Origin of the sequence: Methylobacterium sp. WL12, from assembly GCF_008039475.1 — a bacterium.
Classification (GTDB): Bacteria; Pseudomonadota; Alphaproteobacteria; order Rhizobiales; family Beijerinckiaceae; genus Methylobacterium; species Methylobacterium cerastii.
In genome coordinates, this window is record NZ_VRUW01000008.1 from 91185 (window position 1) to 108871 (window position 17687).

At 69.8% G+C, this 17687-nt stretch carries 23 protein-coding genes and 1 pseudogene; 7 read left to right on the top strand and 17 right to left on the bottom strand.

All coding sequences use genetic code 11. From position 1 onward, the window contains the following. Window positions 1–169: 169 nt before the first annotated feature. On the top strand, window positions 170–469 hold the full coding sequence (locus tag FV226_RS05515; protein WP_147762093.1) for a hypothetical protein: 300 nt from the start codon (window positions 170–172) through the stop codon (window positions 467–469). A 181-nt stretch (window positions 470–650) separates the two neighbouring features. On the opposite strand, the gene FV226_RS05520 is transcribed toward FV226_RS05515, so the two are convergent. Then, window positions 651–1589 (bottom strand): pirin family protein, encoded by a 939-nt coding sequence (locus tag FV226_RS05520; RefSeq protein WP_147762094.1) that lies wholly within the window; start codon window positions 1587–1589, stop codon window positions 651–653. Window positions 1590–1710: 121 nt separating this feature from the next. Between FV226_RS05520 and FV226_RS05525 the strand changes: the two genes are divergently transcribed. Both FV226_RS05525 and FV226_RS05530 read left to right on the top strand, forming a co-directional pair. Continuing rightward, window positions 1711–2631 (top strand): LysR family transcriptional regulator, encoded by a 921-nt coding sequence (locus tag FV226_RS05525; protein WP_147762095.1) that lies wholly within the window; start codon window positions 1711–1713, stop codon window positions 2629–2631. A gap of 127 nt (window positions 2632–2758) precedes the next feature. Then, a complete protein-coding gene (locus tag FV226_RS05530) occupies window positions 2759–4375 on the top strand; it encodes a cyclic nucleotide-binding domain-containing thioredoxin-disulfide reductase (RefSeq protein WP_147762096.1) in 1617 nt (538 codons plus the stop codon). A gap of 327 nt (window positions 4376–4702) precedes the next feature. On the opposite strand, the pseudogene FV226_RS05535 reads toward FV226_RS05530, so the two are convergent. The 5 genes and pseudogenes from FV226_RS05535 to FV226_RS28475 form a co-directional block, all read right to left on the bottom strand. Further along, window positions 4703–5101 (bottom strand): annotated as a pseudogene (locus tag FV226_RS05535) (TSUP family transporter); the annotation flags it as partial. A gap of 101 nt (window positions 5102–5202) precedes the next feature. Then, window positions 5203–6554, bottom strand: a protein-coding gene (locus FV226_RS05540) for an IS3 family transposase (RefSeq protein WP_147753291.1) whose coding sequence is annotated in 2 segments (ribosomal slippage) — window positions 5203–6218 and window positions 6218–6554 — 1353 coding nt in all. Because the reading frame shifts where the segments join, the coding sequence is not laid out codon by codon here. A 324-nt stretch (window positions 6555–6878) separates the two neighbouring features. Further along, a complete protein-coding gene (locus FV226_RS05545) occupies window positions 6879–7181 on the bottom strand; it encodes a hypothetical protein (protein WP_147762097.1) in 303 nt (100 codons plus the stop codon). Between the two features lie 108 nt (window positions 7182–7289). Beyond that, window positions 7290–8411 carry an integrase gene (locus tag FV226_RS05550; protein ID WP_246691502.1) on the bottom strand — a complete coding sequence of 374 codons (1122 nt, stop codon included), beginning with the start codon at window positions 8409–8411 and terminating at the stop codon, window positions 7290–7292. A gap of 14 nt (window positions 8412–8425) precedes the next feature. Beyond that, a complete protein-coding gene (locus tag FV226_RS28475; RefSeq protein ID WP_246691503.1) occupies window positions 8426–8863 on the bottom strand; it encodes a hypothetical protein in 438 nt (145 codons plus the stop codon). Window positions 8864–9120: 257 nt separating this feature from the next. Here FV226_RS28475 and FV226_RS05555 point away from each other — a divergent pair, with 257 nt between their 5' ends. Further along, on the top strand, window positions 9121–9675 hold the full coding sequence (locus FV226_RS05555) for a metallophosphoesterase (RefSeq protein WP_147762099.1): 555 nt from the start codon (window positions 9121–9123) through the stop codon (window positions 9673–9675). Beyond that, window positions 9672–9977, top strand: coding sequence for a hypothetical protein (locus FV226_RS05560; RefSeq protein ID WP_147762100.1), 306 nt, complete (start codon window positions 9672–9674; stop codon window positions 9975–9977). Before FV226_RS05555 ends, FV226_RS05560 begins: the two co-directional genes overlap by 4 nt. A gap of 78 nt (window positions 9978–10055) precedes the next feature. On the opposite strand, the gene FV226_RS05565 is transcribed toward FV226_RS05560, so the two are convergent. Genes FV226_RS05565 through FV226_RS05595 form a run of 8 tightly spaced genes read right to left on the bottom strand, consistent with a single transcriptional unit; the run spans window position 10056 to window position 13884 of the window. Continuing rightward, window positions 10056–10454, bottom strand: coding sequence for a hypothetical protein (locus FV226_RS05565; protein ID WP_147762101.1), 399 nt, complete (start codon window positions 10452–10454; stop codon window positions 10056–10058). Continuing rightward, entirely contained in the window at window positions 10451–10972 is a 522-nt protein-coding gene (locus tag FV226_RS05570) for a hypothetical protein (protein ID WP_147762102.1), read from the bottom strand. The genes FV226_RS05565 and FV226_RS05570 overlap by 4 nt, the downstream gene beginning before the upstream one ends. Then, complete coding sequence (locus FV226_RS05575) at window positions 10969–11169, bottom strand: hypothetical protein (RefSeq protein WP_147762103.1); 201 nt, start codon at window positions 11167–11169, stop codon at window positions 10969–10971. Before FV226_RS05575 ends, FV226_RS05570 begins: the two co-directional genes overlap by 4 nt. Further along, window positions 11166–11330, bottom strand: coding sequence for a hypothetical protein (locus tag FV226_RS27880; protein WP_187278707.1), 165 nt, complete (start codon window positions 11328–11330; stop codon window positions 11166–11168). Before FV226_RS27880 ends, FV226_RS05575 begins: the two co-directional genes overlap by 4 nt. Next, entirely contained in the window at window positions 11330–11710 is a 381-nt protein-coding gene (locus tag FV226_RS05580) for a hypothetical protein (protein ID WP_147762104.1), read from the bottom strand. Before FV226_RS05580 ends, FV226_RS27880 begins: the two co-directional genes overlap by 1 nt. Before the next feature lie 13 nt (window positions 11711–11723). Then, window positions 11724–12029: a hypothetical protein gene (locus tag FV226_RS05585; protein WP_147762105.1), complete on the bottom strand. Its 306-nt coding sequence runs from the start codon at window positions 12027–12029 to the stop codon at window positions 11724–11726. After that, window positions 12026–13327 (bottom strand): PcfJ domain-containing protein, encoded by a 1302-nt coding sequence (locus tag FV226_RS05590; RefSeq protein ID WP_147762106.1) that lies wholly within the window; start codon window positions 13325–13327, stop codon window positions 12026–12028. The genes FV226_RS05585 and FV226_RS05590 overlap by 4 nt, the downstream gene beginning before the upstream one ends. Then, a complete protein-coding gene (locus FV226_RS05595; RefSeq protein WP_246691506.1) occupies window positions 13327–13884 on the bottom strand; it encodes a GcrA family cell cycle regulator in 558 nt (185 codons plus the stop codon). The genes FV226_RS05590 and FV226_RS05595 overlap by 1 nt, the downstream gene beginning before the upstream one ends. Window positions 13885–14449: 565 nt before the next feature. Between FV226_RS05595 and FV226_RS05600 the strand changes: the two genes are divergently transcribed. Further along, window positions 14450–15334, top strand: coding sequence for a hypothetical protein (locus FV226_RS05600; RefSeq protein ID WP_147762108.1), 885 nt, complete (start codon window positions 14450–14452; stop codon window positions 15332–15334). 29 nt (window positions 15335–15363) lie between these two features. After that, on the top strand, window positions 15364–15972 hold the full coding sequence (locus FV226_RS05605; protein WP_147762109.1) for a hypothetical protein: 609 nt from the start codon (window positions 15364–15366) through the stop codon (window positions 15970–15972). A 52-nt stretch (window positions 15973–16024) separates the two neighbouring features. On the opposite strand, the gene FV226_RS05610 is transcribed toward FV226_RS05605, so the two are convergent. The 3 genes from FV226_RS05610 to FV226_RS05620 form a co-directional block, all read right to left on the bottom strand. After that, entirely contained in the window at window positions 16025–16348 is a 324-nt protein-coding gene (locus FV226_RS05610; protein WP_147762110.1) for a hypothetical protein, read from the bottom strand. Window positions 16349–16535: 187 nt separating this feature from the next. Further along, window positions 16536–16943, bottom strand: a complete 408-nt coding sequence (locus tag FV226_RS05615) for a hypothetical protein (protein WP_147762111.1) — start codon at window positions 16941–16943, stop codon at window positions 16536–16538. A gap of 159 nt (window positions 16944–17102) precedes the next feature. After that, entirely contained in the window at window positions 17103–17474 is a 372-nt protein-coding gene (locus tag FV226_RS05620; protein ID WP_147762112.1) for a hypothetical protein, read from the bottom strand. Between the last annotated feature and the right edge of the window lie 213 nt (window positions 17475–17687).

The following is a 17687-nucleotide window of genomic DNA, read 5'->3' on the forward strand; positions in this document are numbered from 1 at the left end:
AGGCCAAAGCCTCGGGAGCGTCGTCGCAAAGCATCCGGCAAGGTGAGGCCCCGGCGGCCGAAGATGCGGGCGCGGTCCTGTTACAATTTTCGACAAATTCGGCGCAAAACCAAGGAAACCGCCCCGCAGGGATCGCTGTTTTTAGGCCATCGCAGCAGAGGAGATGCCAATGCGACTGAAACTTGCTGGCGCAGCCGTCCTTGCCCTCGGTACGATTGCAGCAACAGCCGGCGCCGCCGAGGCGCGCGACGGGTGCGGACCCGGAGGCCATCGCGGTTATTACGGGTATTGCCGTCCCAACGTCGTCTACCGGCCCATCGTCGTGCGCCCGGTCGTCTACGGCTACCGCCGCGTCGGCTGGTACGGCCCGCGGTGGCACCGCTGGGGTGGCTACCGCCACGTCGGCTGGCACCGTCCCTGGGGCTGGCACGGCGGCTACCGCCACGTCGGCTGGCGCCACCGCTGGTAGGGTGGCGCCGGCATGAAACGGGGCGTCCGGCTCGCGCCGGGTGCCCCATTCGAGCATCAGCCTGCATGCGTCGCCCGGCGACCAGCACCCGAAATGTTGCCGGGCGACGGACGCGACCCGCGCAACGCCCCTCGCTCACCCCGGCCCCGATCCCGAACGGCCGGCCGCCCTTGGCGGGTCGTCAAGGATAGCGCACCGGCGGTGGGGAGTCGGGCAGAGGGATGAACTCGGAATCGCCAGGCACGGTGTCGAAGCGCGCGCGGCGCCAGTCTTCCTTGGCCTGCTCGATCCGCTCGGGCCGCGAGGACACGAAGTTCCACCAGAGATGGCGCGGCCCATCCATCGGCTCGCCGCCGAGCACCATGAGGCGGGCGGCTTCCGTCGCGCGGACGCTGATCCGGTCGCCTGGTCGGAAGACCAGGAGCTGGCCCGGACCGAAGGTGTCGCCGGCGATCTCGATCACGCCCGACACCGTGTAGATCGCCCGCTCGTCGTAGGTCGGGTCCAGCGGCAGCGTCGCCCCGGCCTCCAAAGCTGCGTCGGCGTAGACCATCGGGCTCGAGGTCCGCACCGGCGACGCGGCCCCGAACGCCTCGCCGGCGATGACGCGGACCGTCTTGCCCTCGCCGGTCAGCGTCGGCAGGGCTGCGGCGTCGTAATGCTCGAAGGCGGGGGCGCATTCCTCGTCCTTGGCGCTCAGGGCGACCCAGGCCTGGATGCCGAACAGGTTCGAGCCGGATTGCCGCAGGTCGGCCCCCGTCCGCTCGGAATGGGTGATCCCGCGGCCGGCCGTCATCCAGTTGAGCTCGCCAGGGCGGATCGGCAGTTCGGTGCCGAGACTGTCCCGGTGCATGATCTCGCCGTCGAAGAGATAGGTGACGGTCGACAGGCCGATATGCGGGTGCGGTCGCACGTCCATGCCCTTGCCGAGCAGGAATTCGGACGGGCCCATCTGGTCGAAGAACACGAAGGGGCCGACCATCCGGCACTCCGCCGACGGCAAGGCCCGCCGCACCGCGAACGAACCGAGGTCGCGCGAGCGCGGGACGATCAGCGTCTTGATCGCGTCGCAGGTGAAACGATCCCCGGGGATCGGGTCTTCCGCACCGTGCCAGCTCATGATGGATCCCTCCTTCGCGCAATCGTTCGAAGACCGGCGCCTTCGACTCTGGCGTTATGCGGCTTGCCAGCCAGGTCGGAAAGCGAAACGATGGAAACCCATCGTTTCCGGAACCTGCCGCATGCGCTTGCCCGATTTCGAGGCCTGGGCGATCTTCGCCAAGGTCGTGGAGGCCGGCTCCTTCGGCCGCGCCGCCTCCGAACTCGGGTTGTCGAACGCCACGGTGTCGAAGGCGGTGAGCCGGCTGGAGGCCCGCATCGGCGCCCGCCTGTTCCATCGCACCTCGCGCAAGCTCGCGCTGACGGAGGCGGGACGGGCGGCCAAGGACGGCGCCGCGCGCATCCTCGCCGAGGGAGAGGCCGCCGAGGCGGAGGCCCTGGCCGGCGCCTCCGAGCCTCGGGGCCTGGTTCGCCTCGCGGTGCCGATGTCGTTCGGCCTGCTCCACGTCACGCCGCGGCTCCCGGACTTCCTCGCCCGGTACCCGGCCGTCTCGATCGACCTGCACCTGAGCGACGAGGTGGTCGACCTGATCGGCGGCGGGTTCGACATCGGATTGCGCATCGCCGCGCTGCCGGATTCCTCGCTGCGCGCCCGCAAGCTCTGCGCCGTCCGCCGCTCGCTCGTGGCGACGCCGGGCTACCTGGAGCGGCACGGCCGCCCCGAACACCCGGACGACCTCGTCCGGCATGCCTGCCTCGGCTACGCCTACCTGCCGGCCTCCGACCGCTGGCGGTTCACGGACCCGACGGGGACCGAAGCGTCGATCGTGCCGAAGGGGCCGATGCGGGCCAACAACGCGGAGGCCCTGGCGCCGGCCCTGCGCGCCGGCCTCGGCCTGGCGGTGCAGCCGGACTTCATGATCTGGGACGACCTCAAGGCGGGCACCCTGGAGCGCGTGCTGCCCGATTGGGCCCTGCCGCCGATCGCCCTGCACCTCGTCATGCCGCCGGGCGAGTTGCGTCCCGCTCGCGTGACGGTGCTGATCGCCTACCTCGCCCAGGTGCTCTCCACGGCTCCGTGGGCGAGCGCCGACCATCCTTGAGACGCCCGAACCGGACACGCAGGATCGCGGTTGGAGCGGGCTCGGGCATCTTGCCGGCCGGGCACCTTGTCCGGCGGGGCGGCGTGACCGATGCTGCGCCGCACCAGGGCGCGCGGGAGTTGACGACATGGAGACGATCGGCCGGGACCTGAGCGAGATGCAGCGCATCCCCCTCGCGGCGTCGCACATCGCCGCGCTCCACGCTGCCGGCGTCGAGCGGCGTTACCCGGCCGGCACCTTCCTCGTGCGCGCCGGCGAACGGGCCGACCGCTTCGTCTACGTCGAGGCGGGCGAGATCGAAGTGGTGAACCCCTTCACCGGTGCGCGGCACCTGCCCTCCACGCTCGGGCCGACGCAGTTTATGGGCGAGATCGCGTTCCTGAACGGCGGGAACTGGTCGATGCCGATGCGGGCGGTCCAGGACACCACCGTGATCGAGGTGCCGCGGCGGGAGATGCTGCGGCTGATGTCCGAGATCCCCGAGATGTCGGACATCGTCATCACGGTGCTCTCGGCGCGGCGGCGGCGGCAGCTCGACACCCATGACGGCACCCTGGTGCTGATCGGCGAGGACGACGACCGGGCGGTTCGGCGGATCGCCGAGTTCGCCAGCCGCAACCGCCTCCCCTACCGATCCTACGCCCTCGGTAGCCCGGAGGCCGAGGCCGTCGCGGAAAGCTGCGCGACGCGCGCGGACCGGCCGGCGGTGATCTTCGGGCGCGACGTGGTCGTGACGGAGCCGACGCCGGACAAGATCGCCGACCTGCTCGGCCTCAACTACGACCTGATCGACGACGAGGCCTTCGACGTGATCGTCGTCGGCGGCGGCCCGGCCGGCGTGGCGGCGGGCGTCTACGCGGGCGCGGAAGGGCTTCGCGCCCTGGTGGTCGAGGATGTCGCGGTCGGCGGCCAGGCCGGCACGTCGAGCCGCATCGAGAACTACATGGGCTTCCCGACCGGGATCTCCGGCGCCGACCTGGTCTGGCGCGGCGAGGTCCAGGCGATGAAGTTCGGGACGCGGTTCGCGATGCCGCGACGGGTGGCCAAGCTCGAGCGGCTCGAAGACGGCGATTTCTGCGCGACTTTCGAGAACGGGCAGCGCGTCCGCGGGCACGCCGTCGTCGTCGCGACCGGCGTCCAGTACCGGCGCCTGCCGATCGACCGGCTCGAAGCGTTCGAGGGCGCGGGCGTCTACTACGCGGCGACCGACATCGAGGCGCGCTACTGCCGCAACGCCGAGACCGTCGTCATCGGCGGCGGCAACTCCGCGGGACAGGCGGCGATGTTTCTCAGCCGCTCGGCCCGGCACGTCCGCCTCGTGGTGCGCGCGCAATCGCTGGCGGCCTCGATGTCCCAATACCTGTCCAGCCGCCTGGAGGCGGACCCGGCGATCACGATCGAGTACGGCACCGAAGTCAGCGCCCTGCACGGCGACGACCGGCTCGACGCGGTGAGCGTCCGAAACGTGGCGGACGGGACGGTGCGCCTGGTCGTGACCTGCGCCGTGTTCGTCATGGTGGGGGCGGCGCCCAACACGCGCTGGCTCTCGGGCCTCATCGCCCTCGACGACCACGGCTTCGTGCTGACCGGAGAGGCGGTCGGCGCGAACTCGCCGTATGCCACGTCACACGCGGGCATCTTCGCGGTGGGCGACGTCCGCGCCGGCTCGGTCAAGCGCGTCGCCTCGTCCGTGGGCGAAGGATCGGTCGTCATCTCGAAGGTCTGGGACTACGTCCGGCGTTGAGTCGCCCGCGCGCTCAAAGTCGTCGGTGAAGAGCCGCCTGCAACGCGACCGGACGCCGAGGTCCTTCACCCGCCAATTCGATATGGTTTTTGTGCCCGGGACCGACATGACGGCTCATCGAGCGCAGCGAGAAGGCCGTCCGGACGACGACCGGAAGCCGTATGGGCCGATCCAGAGCGCGCGGGCGGGTGCGAAAGCACCGACCTCGCGATCGATGTCCGGGGGGCAGGCCACCTGGCGTTCGTCTCGTTTCCCGAACCGTTTCATCGATTGCGTATGAAGAGGTTGGGACGCAAGCATGCGGCAGGGCGCAAATGCCGATACCGATCAGGCCGGATGGGTCAGGGCGCCGACGTTGCGATAGAGCATGTATCCCGCCACCACGAAGATGACCCCGGCGAAGATCCGGTTGAGCAGCCCCTTGTACGCGGCCAGCCGGCCGGCCAGCCGCATTCCCAAGAAACCACCGGCGAGGCCCCCGGCGATGAACTCGGCGGCCACGATCCAGTCCACGAGTCCGGACAGCGCATAGTTCGCCGCCGTGGCCAGCCCGAAGGCGCCAACCGCCAAAAGCGAGGTGCCGACCGCGTTGATCAGCGGCATCCCCGTCGCGAAGACGAGGCCGGGCACGATGAGGAAGCCTCCGCCGATCCCGAAGAAGCCCGACAGGATTCCGACCGTGAACGCCACGGCGAGCACCTTCGCCGTCGGCATCGGCCCGCATCCCTCGGCCGGCGCGCTATTCATTGCTGGTGTCCGTCGTCAGATGATTTGGGACATTCAGCGGTGTTCAGGAGCGGAGGCTCTGGTCCATCTGGGGTAAGAGGTTAGGCAGCCTGCGCGTGGTGGCGCAAGCGGCGATCCATCAGGGTCTGGCGCTTGATGCGTTCCCGCTCGGCCAGGATCCCTTCGCCGCGTCCGAAGTAGACGTCGGCGGGCGTGAGGTTGCTCAGGCTCTCATGGGCTCGGGCATGGTTGTAGTGTTCGACGAAGGCCGCCACCCGCGCTTCGAGTTCGCCGGGCAAGTAGGCGTGTTCGAGCAGGATGCGGTTCTTGAGCGTCTGGTGCCAACGCTCGATCTTGCCCTGCGTTTGCGGATGGCATGGCGCACCGCGGGTGTGGGTCATGCCCCGAATGCCGAGCCAGTCAGCCAGGTCGCTGGCGACGTAGCTCGGCCCGTTGTCGGAGAGCAGGCGTGGCCGCGGCATCACCCGCGCCTGATCGAGCCCAGCCGCCCCCAGCGCCAGGTCGAGCGTGGCGGTGACGTCGCTGGCCTGCATCGTCGTGCACAGCTTCCACGCCACGATGTAGCGTGAGAAGTCGTCCAGGACCGTCGACAGGTAGTACCAGCCCCAGCCAACGACCTTCAGGTAGGTGAAGTCCGTCTGCCAAAGCTGGTTGGGCGCGGTGGTCTTATCGCGGAACTCGTCGGCGGCCTTGATGACGATATAGGCTGGGCTTGTGATCAGGTCCTGCGATTTGAGTAACCGGTAGACGGTCGCTTCCGAGACGAAGTAGCGACGCTCGTCTGTGAAGCGCACCGCCAGCTCACGCGGGCTGAGTTCAGGCTGCTCCAGAGCCAGGGCAACGATCTGCTCGCGGATCTCTGCAGGTAGACGGTTCCAGACCCGGCTCGGCTGCGAAGGATGGTCCTTCAACGCCTCGGGGCCGCCGCGCTGGTAGGCATCGTACCACCGGTAGAACGTCGAGCGGGTGATGCCGAGCTTGTCCAGGGTGGCACGCACCGGCAGGTGGGATTGCTCGACGAGCCGGATGATCTCCAGCTTCTCGGGGGCCGGGTACCTCATGCCTCGTCGCCCCCAGCCCCGCTCATGCTTTTTTTAAGCAGACGGTTCTCCAGCACGAGATCAGCCACGACCTCCTTCAGCGCCCCCGTCTCGCGGCGCAGATCCCGCACCTCGTCCGTCGTTGCCGCGCGCGCCGTGTCGCCAGACAGGCGCTTCTTGCCCGCCTCTAGGAACTCCTTGGACCAGCCGTAGTACATCGAGGCGGCGATCCCCTCGCGCCGGCACAGCTCGGCGATGCTGTCCTCGCCGCGCAAGCCTTCCAGCACCACACGGATCTTCTCCTCGGACGAGAACTGTCGACGTGTGGCCCGGCGGATGTCCTTGATCACCGCTTCTGCCGGCTTCTTGGCCGGTCCGGATGTCTGCTTCATCTTCGCTCCTCAGGGGCTACGATGAACCAGCCATCCTCCGTTCGTGAAGACCCTCAATCTGTCCCACAGGTGCTGACGTCGGACAGCAAAAACCGCCCGAAGGCGGCTTTGCTAACTGGCTGTTGTGGTTGGATTAAATTGGAGCGGGCGAAGGGATTCGAACCCTCGACCCCAACCTTGGCAAGGCTCTCACCCCGCCTCCGATCCTCTAGGCGCGGACGCCGGCCCCGTCAATTCCCATGCAACGCCGTTCAATCCCGCGCACCGCCCTTCCCCGCCATGCGAGCCCGAATTCCGAATTGCGGGGCCATTCCGGGGCCACGGCTAGTCCTCCTGGATATCCAGGAATTCGCGTGCGGTCCTACCCTCGACGATGGTGACGTTGCGGGTGTCGACCCAGCACCCCTCCCCGTCGGCGCCCTTGCGGAACTCGCTCATCGCGTAGGTCTCGGGCTCGGCCTCCCAGAAGCGCGTCAGCACGCCGCCCGAGCGGCGGTAGAACAGGAACGGCAGGACGGTGTCGTCCTTGATCGGCACCAGGCAGTCCCCGCACTCGTAGAGCCCGTCCCTCGGGACCGGGGGGGCGTCGGCCTTCGCGGCGGCGTCGATCCGGACAGTGGCGTTCATGTCGATGGTCCTCTCTGTTGAGCCTGCTGCCCGTGCGAGGCCGGTGGTCTCCGCTCCCGAAGGCGGGCACCGGCCCCGAGGCGGGCGTCAGGCGGATCGTGTCGGCGACTAGGCCGCCGCCGCAGCCTTCTGGTAGGCCGAGCTCGTGTGCCCGTAGACTTTGAGAACCATCGAGAGGCCCATCCCGAGGTACTCGGACACCTCGACCGGCGTGACGCCGGCGCGGAGCATCAGCGTGGCTCGCGTGTGCCTGAGCGCGTGGGGGGTGGGCCACCCGAGCTCGTCGGCGTCGCCCTCGTCCTCCTCGGGCATGTAGCCCTCCTCCTCGTCGGCCAGGTCGGCAGCGAGGCCGGCCGCCAGGTCCGAGACCCGGTACGTCCCGTCGATCTCGCGCCGGTCGAGGCAGGCCCGGATCGCCGCCATCCGGAACCCCTTCGACACGCGCTTCACGGTCGCGCCGTTCCGGTGGACGACGCGGGACACGCCGGCCGCCAGGTCCTCGTCGCGCCACTCCTTCAGGAGGGGCAGGAGGCGGTCGTGGATCCTACACGGGGGCTGCCTCTTGCGGGACGCCGGCGCCTCGGGGCCTTCGCGGTGCAGGGTCACCGTCGGGAAGTCGACGTACCCGGCGGTGCGGTGCTTGCGCCAGCGCAGGTCGAGGACGGCCGCGCTACGGGTGCCCGAGTAGAACGCGATCTGAAGGAATCGCTCAAGCTGCGTGCCGGGCTCCGTGCGCAGGCCCTCGATGCGTTCCCAGTACGGCTCGCGCGTGGCGACGTCGGAGGACAGCCACCGGAAGCCCTGCGCGGCCTTGAGTAGCCGCTCGAACTCAACCTCGGTCAGCCAATCGGCGTGGGCCTTGCCCTGCGCCGGCAGTTCGAGGACGGGGACGGACGAAAGGTTGAATTCCCTGTGCCAGGCGTTGATCGCCGCAGACAGGGTCCCGAGCTCGCGCCGGGCCGTCGCCGGCTGGACCTTCTTGGACACTTTCCACCCCGGCTTCGTGTACGTCTCGGCCGTGCGCTGGGCGACGTACTCGCGGCACACCGATCCCCGGATCCCGGCGAGGGTCGTGCCCTTCAGGATGCGGAGCAGGTGGACGATGTGCTGGCCGACCAGCTGCGCGTTCTTGGTGCCCTCCATCCGGGCGCCGTAGAACGTGAGGCAGGCGGCAACCGAGATGAGCCGAGGGTTTGAATTCGACGGATCGTCGTGATCCGGCGCCGCCATGAGGCGCTCGCGGTTCAGCCGCGCTTGCTCCGCGATGTGGAGGGCGAGTTCCTCTTGAGCCTTCCCGCGAGCAGCAAGGCCGTGCTGAGTTCGTCGCTTGTAGCGCTCTCCGTCGATGTGGTCTGCGATCGCCCAGACTTTCCGCTTCCGGTCGAAGACGAGGCGGGCAGGTTGCTTTGGTCTAGCCATGAGTTCTTCCAGTCGATCAGATGCTGCCGTGTGACGAGGATCGCGTGCCCGGGGCACATCGATTTCAATCGATGCGGCGGGTCGGCACGCGTCGCGGCACGCAGCTGAGCGACGGAGAAGACGGGGAACCCGAAGGCGTCGAGGACCTCTGGAGCCCACGCGGCGGCCTCCAAGGACAGGAGGGTGTCGAGCTCGGCACGGGCGGCCTGCGCGCCTGCGCCCGCGCTGAGGTCGAAGGGACCGAGGAAGAATTGGTACGTCATCCAGGGACTCTGAATCGATCGATTCGCGACCGCAACGCTCAATGGTACGCTCGGTTAACGGGAACGCCAGTTGTCCACCTGGGCCGCGAAGTCGAGGCCAGGAAAACCTCAACTACATCGTCAGCCTCAGCTTGCCCGCCGGCCCGGCCGCTGGCACGTTGAGCCCATCAGGAGACCGACCGTGAAATTCTTGCGCGCCCCGACCCCGACGACCTGATCCCGGAGAGCCGCGCTGCGCCTCCGTTCTGGAGGCCTTCATGCCCGTCACCTGGTTCACCGCCGATTCCCACTTCCACCACGCCGGCATGATGTCCGAGCGGATGCACAGCAGGCGCTCGTTCCCCTCCGTCGAGGCGATGAACGAGCACCTGATCGCCAGCTGGAACGCGGTCGTCGGCCGGGGCGACACTGTCTGGCACCTCGGGGATTTCGCGTACAAGGCGTCGCTGGCCGAGGCGCAGGCGGTGTTCAGCCGCCTCAACGGCCGGAAGCTCCTGATCCGGGGCAACCACGACAAGGTCGGCGAGCGCCTACCTTGGGATGGCCCCGTCCGCGACGTCGCCCAGATCCACGTGCAGGATCCCGGCATGGCGAAGCCGGTCGCTCTGTGGCTGTCCCACTACGCGCACCGATCGTGGCCACGGCAGCACAAGGGGTGTCTTCACCTGTACGGCCACTCGCACGGCGCGCTGGCGCCGACCGCCACGAGCCTGGACGTAGGCGTGGACTGTTGGGACCTCGCCCCCGTCGCGCTGCCCCAGATCCTGGAGCGCCTCGCCGAGGCGGCGGCGCGCGAGGGGGACGCGTCGTGACGTGCTCGGACGGCGACCTGCCGGCCGCGGCGGTCACGTGCCGGCGATGCGGGACCGTCGGCGTCGCCGTCTCGGAGGCCGTGGCCGGCGCCCGGATCGAGGCGGCCGCAGCACGGGGCGAGGACCTGGCGCGCGAGGACTTCCTGTGCCGCTGCGGCGGCGAGGCGTTCCGGCCGGCCCGGCCCGAGGACGCCCCCGTCGGCGCGGCGCTCTACGCCGTCGTGGCGGACCGTCCCGCGAGGGCGGTGACGCCGGCGAGGCTCGGGCTCACGATCCGGGAGCGGGCGTCGATCGGCTGGTGACGGCCGCCTGTAACGGCGGCACCGGGATCAGTAACGAGAAACCGAAGGGCGGGAGGTACACGGCCCCCCCTGGCAAGCCTATGCGGCGACAGGCGGATTTTGAGCGTGCACACTTTTAAGCACAGCAAGGGGCGACGGCGTGCCGTAGTCGGGCTGCGGACCGACGTCGATGCCCGCCTTCAACGCGGCATGGGCCAGCGCCCGCTGCCACGCCTGCATCGCGCGCCGGTATTCCCAGTCGCGGAGATCGTCAGGGGTCGGGTGTGCGGCCGCCTCCAGGTCGGCCCTCGTCGGCAGCGGCGTCCCGTATCGGGCGTGGGCCTCGACGCCACGCCGGGCGACTTCGCGGACGCGCTCAGCGAGCCCGGCGTGGCCTACGCAGGAGACGAGACCGATCAGGTGCAGCCGGGCAACGACGGCGCCCGCGATGGCTTCGGCCGCCGTGTCCGCGGGATAGTCGATGGGCGGACCGTTCACCGATCGCCCCTGTAGTAGTCCGTCTTCGGGCGGGTCTCGTCGGCGAGGCTCTGGAGCTCGGCGCGCAACGCGATCGCCTCGGCGAGCAGCGGGGAGGCGCTGTACTTCGGGTCGTCGACCATGCCCATGCGGCTCGCCCAGCCGCAGAGGCCGGCGTGCCGGAATCCCCACGCTCGCGGCGAGACGTATGCCCTGCCCGGCCTCTCGCCCGGCGCCAGCGGATGATCGTCGCGGAGCTCGACGATCGCGCGACGGAGCTCGACGACGGCCTTCGCGAGATCGTCGAGCGGGTCGCCCGGCGCCGGCCACGACGGCACCTCAGCCCCGGCCTCCTTCAGGATCGCCAAGGCCTTCTCCCCGCTGGGACCGAGCCCGCCGCCCTCGGTGACGATGCGTCGGATGTCGTCGACTAGGCGGTCGTCTCCATCGACGCGGGCGTAGCCCCTGAAGGCGGATGGGCCGATGCGGAACGCCTGCCCGTCCTTCAGGCCGAGGTGGTGAGGGTGCGGTGTGGTCATCGGCGGGGATCCTTCCGGAGCTCGGGGACGAAGGGGACGAAGAATGCCTCGCCGTCGTGGACGCGGACGAGGTAGGTGCGAGGCGCCTGGCCGGGGCCGGTGCGGTCCCGGACGATCGCGCCGTCCCGGACCGCGCCGGGATCCGTCCGCAGCGGGATCGCCGCGACGGCGGCGCGGAGGCGGCCGCGGGCGGTCATCCGCACAGGCAGTTCAGGCAGACGACGACGTCAGGGCGCTGCTCCAGGACGACGCCCTCGTCGTAGTCCAGCACCTCGTTGCAGCACGGGCACTGGAACGCGGGCTCGGGCGTGTCGTCGTCATCGCGGTTGCGGTCGAGGTCTTCGATGTAGCGGCGCATCAGTCGTCGTCCCCGTCATCGAACGGGCCGTACTGGCACCAGATCGCGTCTACATCCTCGTCGGACATCGCCTCGATCGCCTCCTTGAAGGCGGGGACCGCCACGAGGATCCGCAGCTTGGCCTCCGCCGCTTCGTCCTCGGCCCAAAGCTCGTCGTAGCGGTGCTCGTGGCAGCGCGTGAGGTCGTGGCCGACCCTGGCCGTCGTCGCGCGCATCTCCTGCCCGAGGACGGCAGCGAAGCGGCACACCTGCTCGGCGAGGGCCCCCTGCCCGGACGCGACCGCGGCGGCGTGGGCCTCGACCAGGGCCTGGGGGTCGTCGTGGTCGATGAGGCCCGTCATCAGGGCGGGGACGGCCGTATCGGTGGACTGCTGGATCATGAGGGTCTCTCCTTCAGGTTGGGGTGACGGGACGGGCCGATGGGATCCGCCGCGGCGGGGGCAGCCCCGGGCGTGGCTTGCTCCGGGCGGTGCCCTCGTCATGCGGGGCCGGCTCCGGCGCCGAGGCAGCCGCGACGAGGGATTCGTAGATCGCGATGGCGGTCAGCATCGCGGCGGTGACGTCCCGATCCGCCGCCGCGATCGCATCGCGCAGGGCGATCGAGGGGTGATCCGCCAGGGTGTCCCGGACGGCGAGGCGGGAGCGGACGAGCTGGTCGCGTAGGGCCTGCCCGCGGAGCGTGGCGAGGACCTCCGTCATCGGGGCCTCCCGGCGCGGGCGCGCTCATGCTGGCGGTACCAGGGCTCGCCGCCTCGGTTGCTACTCCGCCTGAACTCCACCGCCGGCAGCGTCTCGACGATGGAGGCCGGCTGCGGGTCGCGCTCGATACCGCGGACCAGTTCGGTGACGGCCTCCCCGAACATGACCCCGAGGGCCTCCACGATGGGGGCGAAATGCCGGAAGGTGACTTCAACCGTCTCGGTCAGCTCGGTGACGATCTGCCCGATCGGGCGCTCCATCGCGCCGAGGGAGAGATCGAGGTCGACCCAGCTATCGCCCCCTTGTCCGACACCGTCCTGACTATGGGAGCCGGCCCGGACGGGGCGGCGGTAGAACACCGTCCCGGGGCCGATCGTGTACTCAGATGCCAAGCCATCGGGTCTCACACGCTTGGCCGCGAGGCTCGTCTGCCCGTCCTCGGCCCGGTAAAGCCAGCGCGGCAGCCGGAACGGGTGACCGGGCGGGGCGAAGAAGCCGACGAGCGTCTCGAAGGCCGGCGCGGTCTCGGGTTCCGGGCGCTCGTTCTCCGGGCCATGGACTTGGCAGAATCCGTTGGATGCCACCTCGACGGTGACCTTCGACCGGCCGTCGGCATCGCGGAGGGACCAGATCCCGGTCGCCGGGCCCTGGTGCTCTCCGGTCCAGGCGTGGCGATCGTAAGCTCGGGAGCCGACGCAGTGGCCCATGACGACGCCCTCGCGATCGAGGGCCCCCTTCGTCACAAGCTGCGTCCAGTACCAGCCTTCGATACGGGAGACCGGGAGGTAGTTGGCCGTCCCGCGGTCGCCGGCGATGCCGTCCTCCCGCATCGCGGCAAGGCGTTCGTGCCAGCGCCCGGCATGCACGACGGCTTGGTCCCACGTCACACGCGGGAGCTTGGCGAGCATGCGGGGATCGGAATCCTCCAGCGACGCTAGCCAGTCGAAGACCTGTCCGCACGCGACTGGGTAGTGCGTCTCCATCGCACCGACGACGCTCTCGCCGCGCCGATGACCCGCGAGTACGGCGGCCTGGCTTGCGCGGGCGCGCTTCACGGCATCGACAAGGATCGGCGATGCATCGGTCCTGTGAAAGGCACGCGGGAGGCGGAGCGACGTGAAATCGGGATCGGTCGACATATCCGCCCAGGGGTACGGGAGGATCGTGAGCGGCCCGACGCGGACACCGGCGCCGGGCATCCGCCGCACGATCCACGCCTGGGTGCGGGGATCGCTGAGGTGCTCAACGGCCGATTCGGCTGCGTTCAGGATGGAGTACGGATACGTGAAATCGAGCATCACGCCGCCCTCCGGAACAACGCGAATCCGGACGAGACGCGCGGTCGGGAGACGGTCGTGCAGATCCTCGCGTGCCCCGGGCACCAAGCCGACCCCTGCTCGACCGCGTGCCCGCAGCACGAGCTGTCGACCCGGGGGTCCCAGGCGATGTAGCGGCAGGCGCTCGCCCCGATCTCCGTGATCGCCACGCGCCGGGATTCGGGTAGCTCGGACGGCCGCGGGGCCGGGCGGGCGACGAGAACCGCGGCGGGCTTCGGCGCCGGCTTGGGCTTCACGACGGTGGCGGGGTCGCGCTTGGCCTTGGGCTTTCCCTTCGTGCCCTTCGGCAGCATCACCGGGAGCCGCGGGCCCGCGTGCGAGAGGCCGGCGCGGTGCATCCGGGAAATGATGGCGCGGCGCGAGAACGCCGTCCCGAACTCGGTGTTGACTGCCATCGCGACGTCGGCCGCCGAGGGAGCCGTCGCCCACAGCGCCATGGCGCGCTCGACAGCCGCGGGCGACCACCTGGCGGGGCCGGTCGGCAGGGTGGCCGTCGGAGCGGCGAGGCGTTCGATCATCCCGCTCACGACCGCACCTCCGCCCCCTCGGCCTCGTCGTAGGCGTGCTCCAGGCGCACGAGGCCGAGGGGGCGGAGGACCGCCGCCCCCGGCTCCCGCCGGCCATGAACGACGTCTCCGAGATACGTGGGCGACACGCCGTGCCTGCGCCCCCATGCAGTGGCACCGCCCACCTGATCCATGCGCTCCCGGAGGCGCTGTCGAACCTGCTCCGTCGTCAACATCTTCGTTCTCCCCGTGACAGGGCACAAACTGATGCAACGGTGCCAGCAACGCTAGGTGCGCGGATGAGCGTTTTTCGGGTAAATTCTTGTCAAGACCCGCGAGGGTGCTCGGTTAACGGCATCCGATTGACACCGTTGAACGTGGTTCAATTGGAGGAGGTAACGAGTTTGCCAAAGGTTTTCCTGGGAGAAACGCGCAACGGCGGTTTTCCACAGGCGCCACCAGGTATGCGTAGATTTTCAGCCTCGAAATGAGCGGTGCTTCTTGATGTCGCATCCGCGCATTAGCGAATCGGCGCGGTGGTAACCTGTGGACAATCCAACATCACGAAAGGCCGCCCGTGCCCCCCATCGATTTCGGCATCGTCTGGACCGACCGCGGCATCCACCGCCGCTACGGCCACGACCTGCGCCTGTTCACCGGCCCGGACCCGCTCTCCTCCCCGCTGGCGTTCTCCGACGCGTGGAAGGCCAACCGCGGCGCCCTGGAGGCCGCGGGCTTCACGTGGACATCGAAGCTGGACGGCGGATTCGTGCAGATCTGCTGGTGGGAGATCGCCGACGCAGCGTCGATCGACGCGGTGGCCCTGCAGGCGATCGTCGACGGCGCCTTCGCCGTGGCCGAGGCGGCACGCGTCGCGAAGGCGCAGACGGAGTGGGCCCGGTGGATGCGGGAGCTCGCCGACCACGCCGAGCAGGCGGCGCCGATTCGCGCCGAACTCGGCCGCCTGCTGCGCGACCATCCATGGAAGCTCGGGCGCAGCCTACGCGAGGCCCGGGAGATCCTGGCCCAGCCGGATTGGGGCGCATCGGCCGTCGACCAGGCGGGTCGCTACGTCCGGTCCGCGAAGGCGAACGCGGATCGGGCCGAGGCCCGGCTCGCCAAGCCCACGAAGGCTGCGTGGTTCGCCCGGGCCGCATGCCCGGACGTGCGCGTCGCCGCCCACCAGGCGACCCGCTACATCAGCGCCCTCGATGCGGACTGGGCGGCCGAGCGGAACGGGCAAGGCTGGTCGATGGCGACGTGTTGGGCGGGGCACACGCTTTCGGACAAGGCCGCCCTGGACCAGGCCGAGGCCGCCCACGCCCTGGAGCTCCTGCATGGGCACCGCGGGCAGCTGACCGACGAGATGGCGATCGCGTGCTTCGGGTCGGCCCCCATCCGGAGGAAGGCCCGTCGCCCGGTCGATGACGCTGGTCCCTTTCTGGCCGGTGCGGGATCCTGATGGCGGGACACATAAAGGGAGAGCGGACCATGGACGAGACCACGACGACGACGCCGGTGTCGATGACGGAGGCTGCGCTGACGGCGCTCCGCGCGATGCTGGAGGCGTTCTACGAGATGGCTCTGCTGCTCGTGGCGCTCCTGCTCTGGCCGCTGCGCTGGGCCGGGATCGTCCCGCCGCGCGACGCGAGGGACGTGGCGCGGGAGACCCTGGCGGCGGACGACGGCATCATCGATCAGGCCGTCGCGGACGACGAGCCGGCCCCGCTGGGGGAACTGGTCCGGAGGCACGCGATGGCGAGGCGGTGGGCCCCGGCGCCGGGAGCCCCCGAGCTCGCGCCGCTGCCGCCGCTCGTCGCGAGCTGGCTCGATCGGATGGACGCCGCGCAGCTGAAGACGCTGACGAGCGGCGTTCAGACATCCAGCATCGAGCGGCACCTGCTCGCCGGGGCGGCCGGCCATCTGGCGAGCACGCTAGGGGCTTGCACCGCGGAGGACATCCGGGCCCGTCCGATCCGCACGAGAGCCCCGGAGCCGGCGCCCATCGAGCCCGCGCGGATCGAGCCGGCCGACGAGCTGACGCTGGAGCAGATGTTGGAGATGTGCGGCGTCGACCCAGAGACCCTAGCCTACCGCTAGGGTCTCAACGCCGCGACGACGTCCAGCCCGCCGGTCCCCCCGGCGGGCTTTTTCATGCCCGCGCGAGGCGCTGGCGGACCACGCTGGCGAACCGTGCGAGCGCACCCTCGGCCTTGTCGGCACGCTGGTTCGCGGCGGCGAGCTCCAGCCCCAGGGCGACGCTGTCCCGGCGGGCTTGGGCGGCCTCGGCCTGCGCGTGGGCGACGAGCCGGCGGAGGCGGTGGACCTCGTCGGCGAGGGCCTCGGCGGCGGACAGGTCGTTCAGCCGACGGAGGTCGCGACGGGCGGCATGGCCCCGTGCGGCGCCGACGATGAGGCCGGCCATCTGCAGACCCCGGCCCGAGACGTCTCCGGTGAGGTGGGCGGCGTGGGACATGGGGGCTCTCTCCAGGCGGGGCGATCTCTCCCGTCCAGAAGGCACCTGGGCTGGGGCGGCCGTCAAGAATCCCTCGCCCCTTAACCAGCATTATCCCTGGGCTTCAGTTAAGGCCACCAAACGCATCTAAGCTTTCTAGATGCCTTTCGACGTTCCCCCGTTACTTCATTCCAGTGAAACGTCGAAGTCAAACGGCGGCCGCGTCACGGTGTGACGCGTTCCCCCTCTCCGGAGCGGGCGGGACAAGGAGACGGAGCCGCATCGCCTCGGAGACGGCCTTCCCGTCGTAGGGGACAGCACCGTCCGGAGCCGCCGACCTGCGCGCCTTGGCCTGGAGATATTGCGTGGCAAGGACGAGGATCGACATCGGATCGATCGGCCGGAGGAGGCTGTCGTCATGGCGCAGGAGGAACACGCGCATCGCGTCGACGATCGCCTTGTCGAGGGCCTCCGGCTCCGGCACGCCGGCGGTCCGACGGCGCTCGCGTAGCTCGCGTTGGCGGTCGGCACCAAGGCGCCGGCGCCTGGAGATACGGGCCGCGCCGGTGCAACGGCGGGGGGATTTAGGTTCGGGGGTGGGGATTGAGGTCTGCATGACGACATCGTGCCATGGCCGCATGCATGAAAGAGCATCACGCGTGACGCGAAATCTCACGGGGGCGGCGATTAATAACGCGAATGCCCTTGTGCCTTACCCTGTGCACACAATTCGGCACGACGTCAGCCCGAGGTCGGGCCATCGATACCTTCGCCTTCAGGCTGGCTCAAAGGCGACGATCGCCCTCATTCCCTGGGGGACGAGGATGGCCTCGACGCGATGGCCGAGGCTGGCCGAGACGGCGCACAACCGGTCGAGATCCCAGCGCGCCAGGTCGCCCGATCGGAGCGCGGTCCGGACCTTCGGCGACGCCATCCCCACGGCGTAGCGCGCGACGGACGGGGTGCGTTCCTCGACGCGGGCGACGGCCTCGGGCATGGCGGCGTCGAGGATCGGGAGGAGCTGGCCGGCGAGCCCCGCCCGGGCGACGTCGGCGGCCTCGCGCCCTGCCGCCGCATCGTGCCGCGCGATGAGGTCGGTGCCCGAGACCCTCAGCTTGCGGCGGGTCGCCAACAGCTCGCGGGACACCGAGGCTCGGAACGCCTCGGCCTCGGGGTAAGGACGGCTTGCTCGATTTGGGTAAGCGGATCGACGTCGGACAAAGGGGCTCTCGCTAGAGCGGCATCCGATCAGGCTGAATCAATAGGGTTTACCACTCGGAGCGTGATGTGATTCTCTTGGCGGCTTTTGCAGGAGAGCCGCATGGCATCAGCTCTATCCGTCGATCTGCGCGCGCGTGTC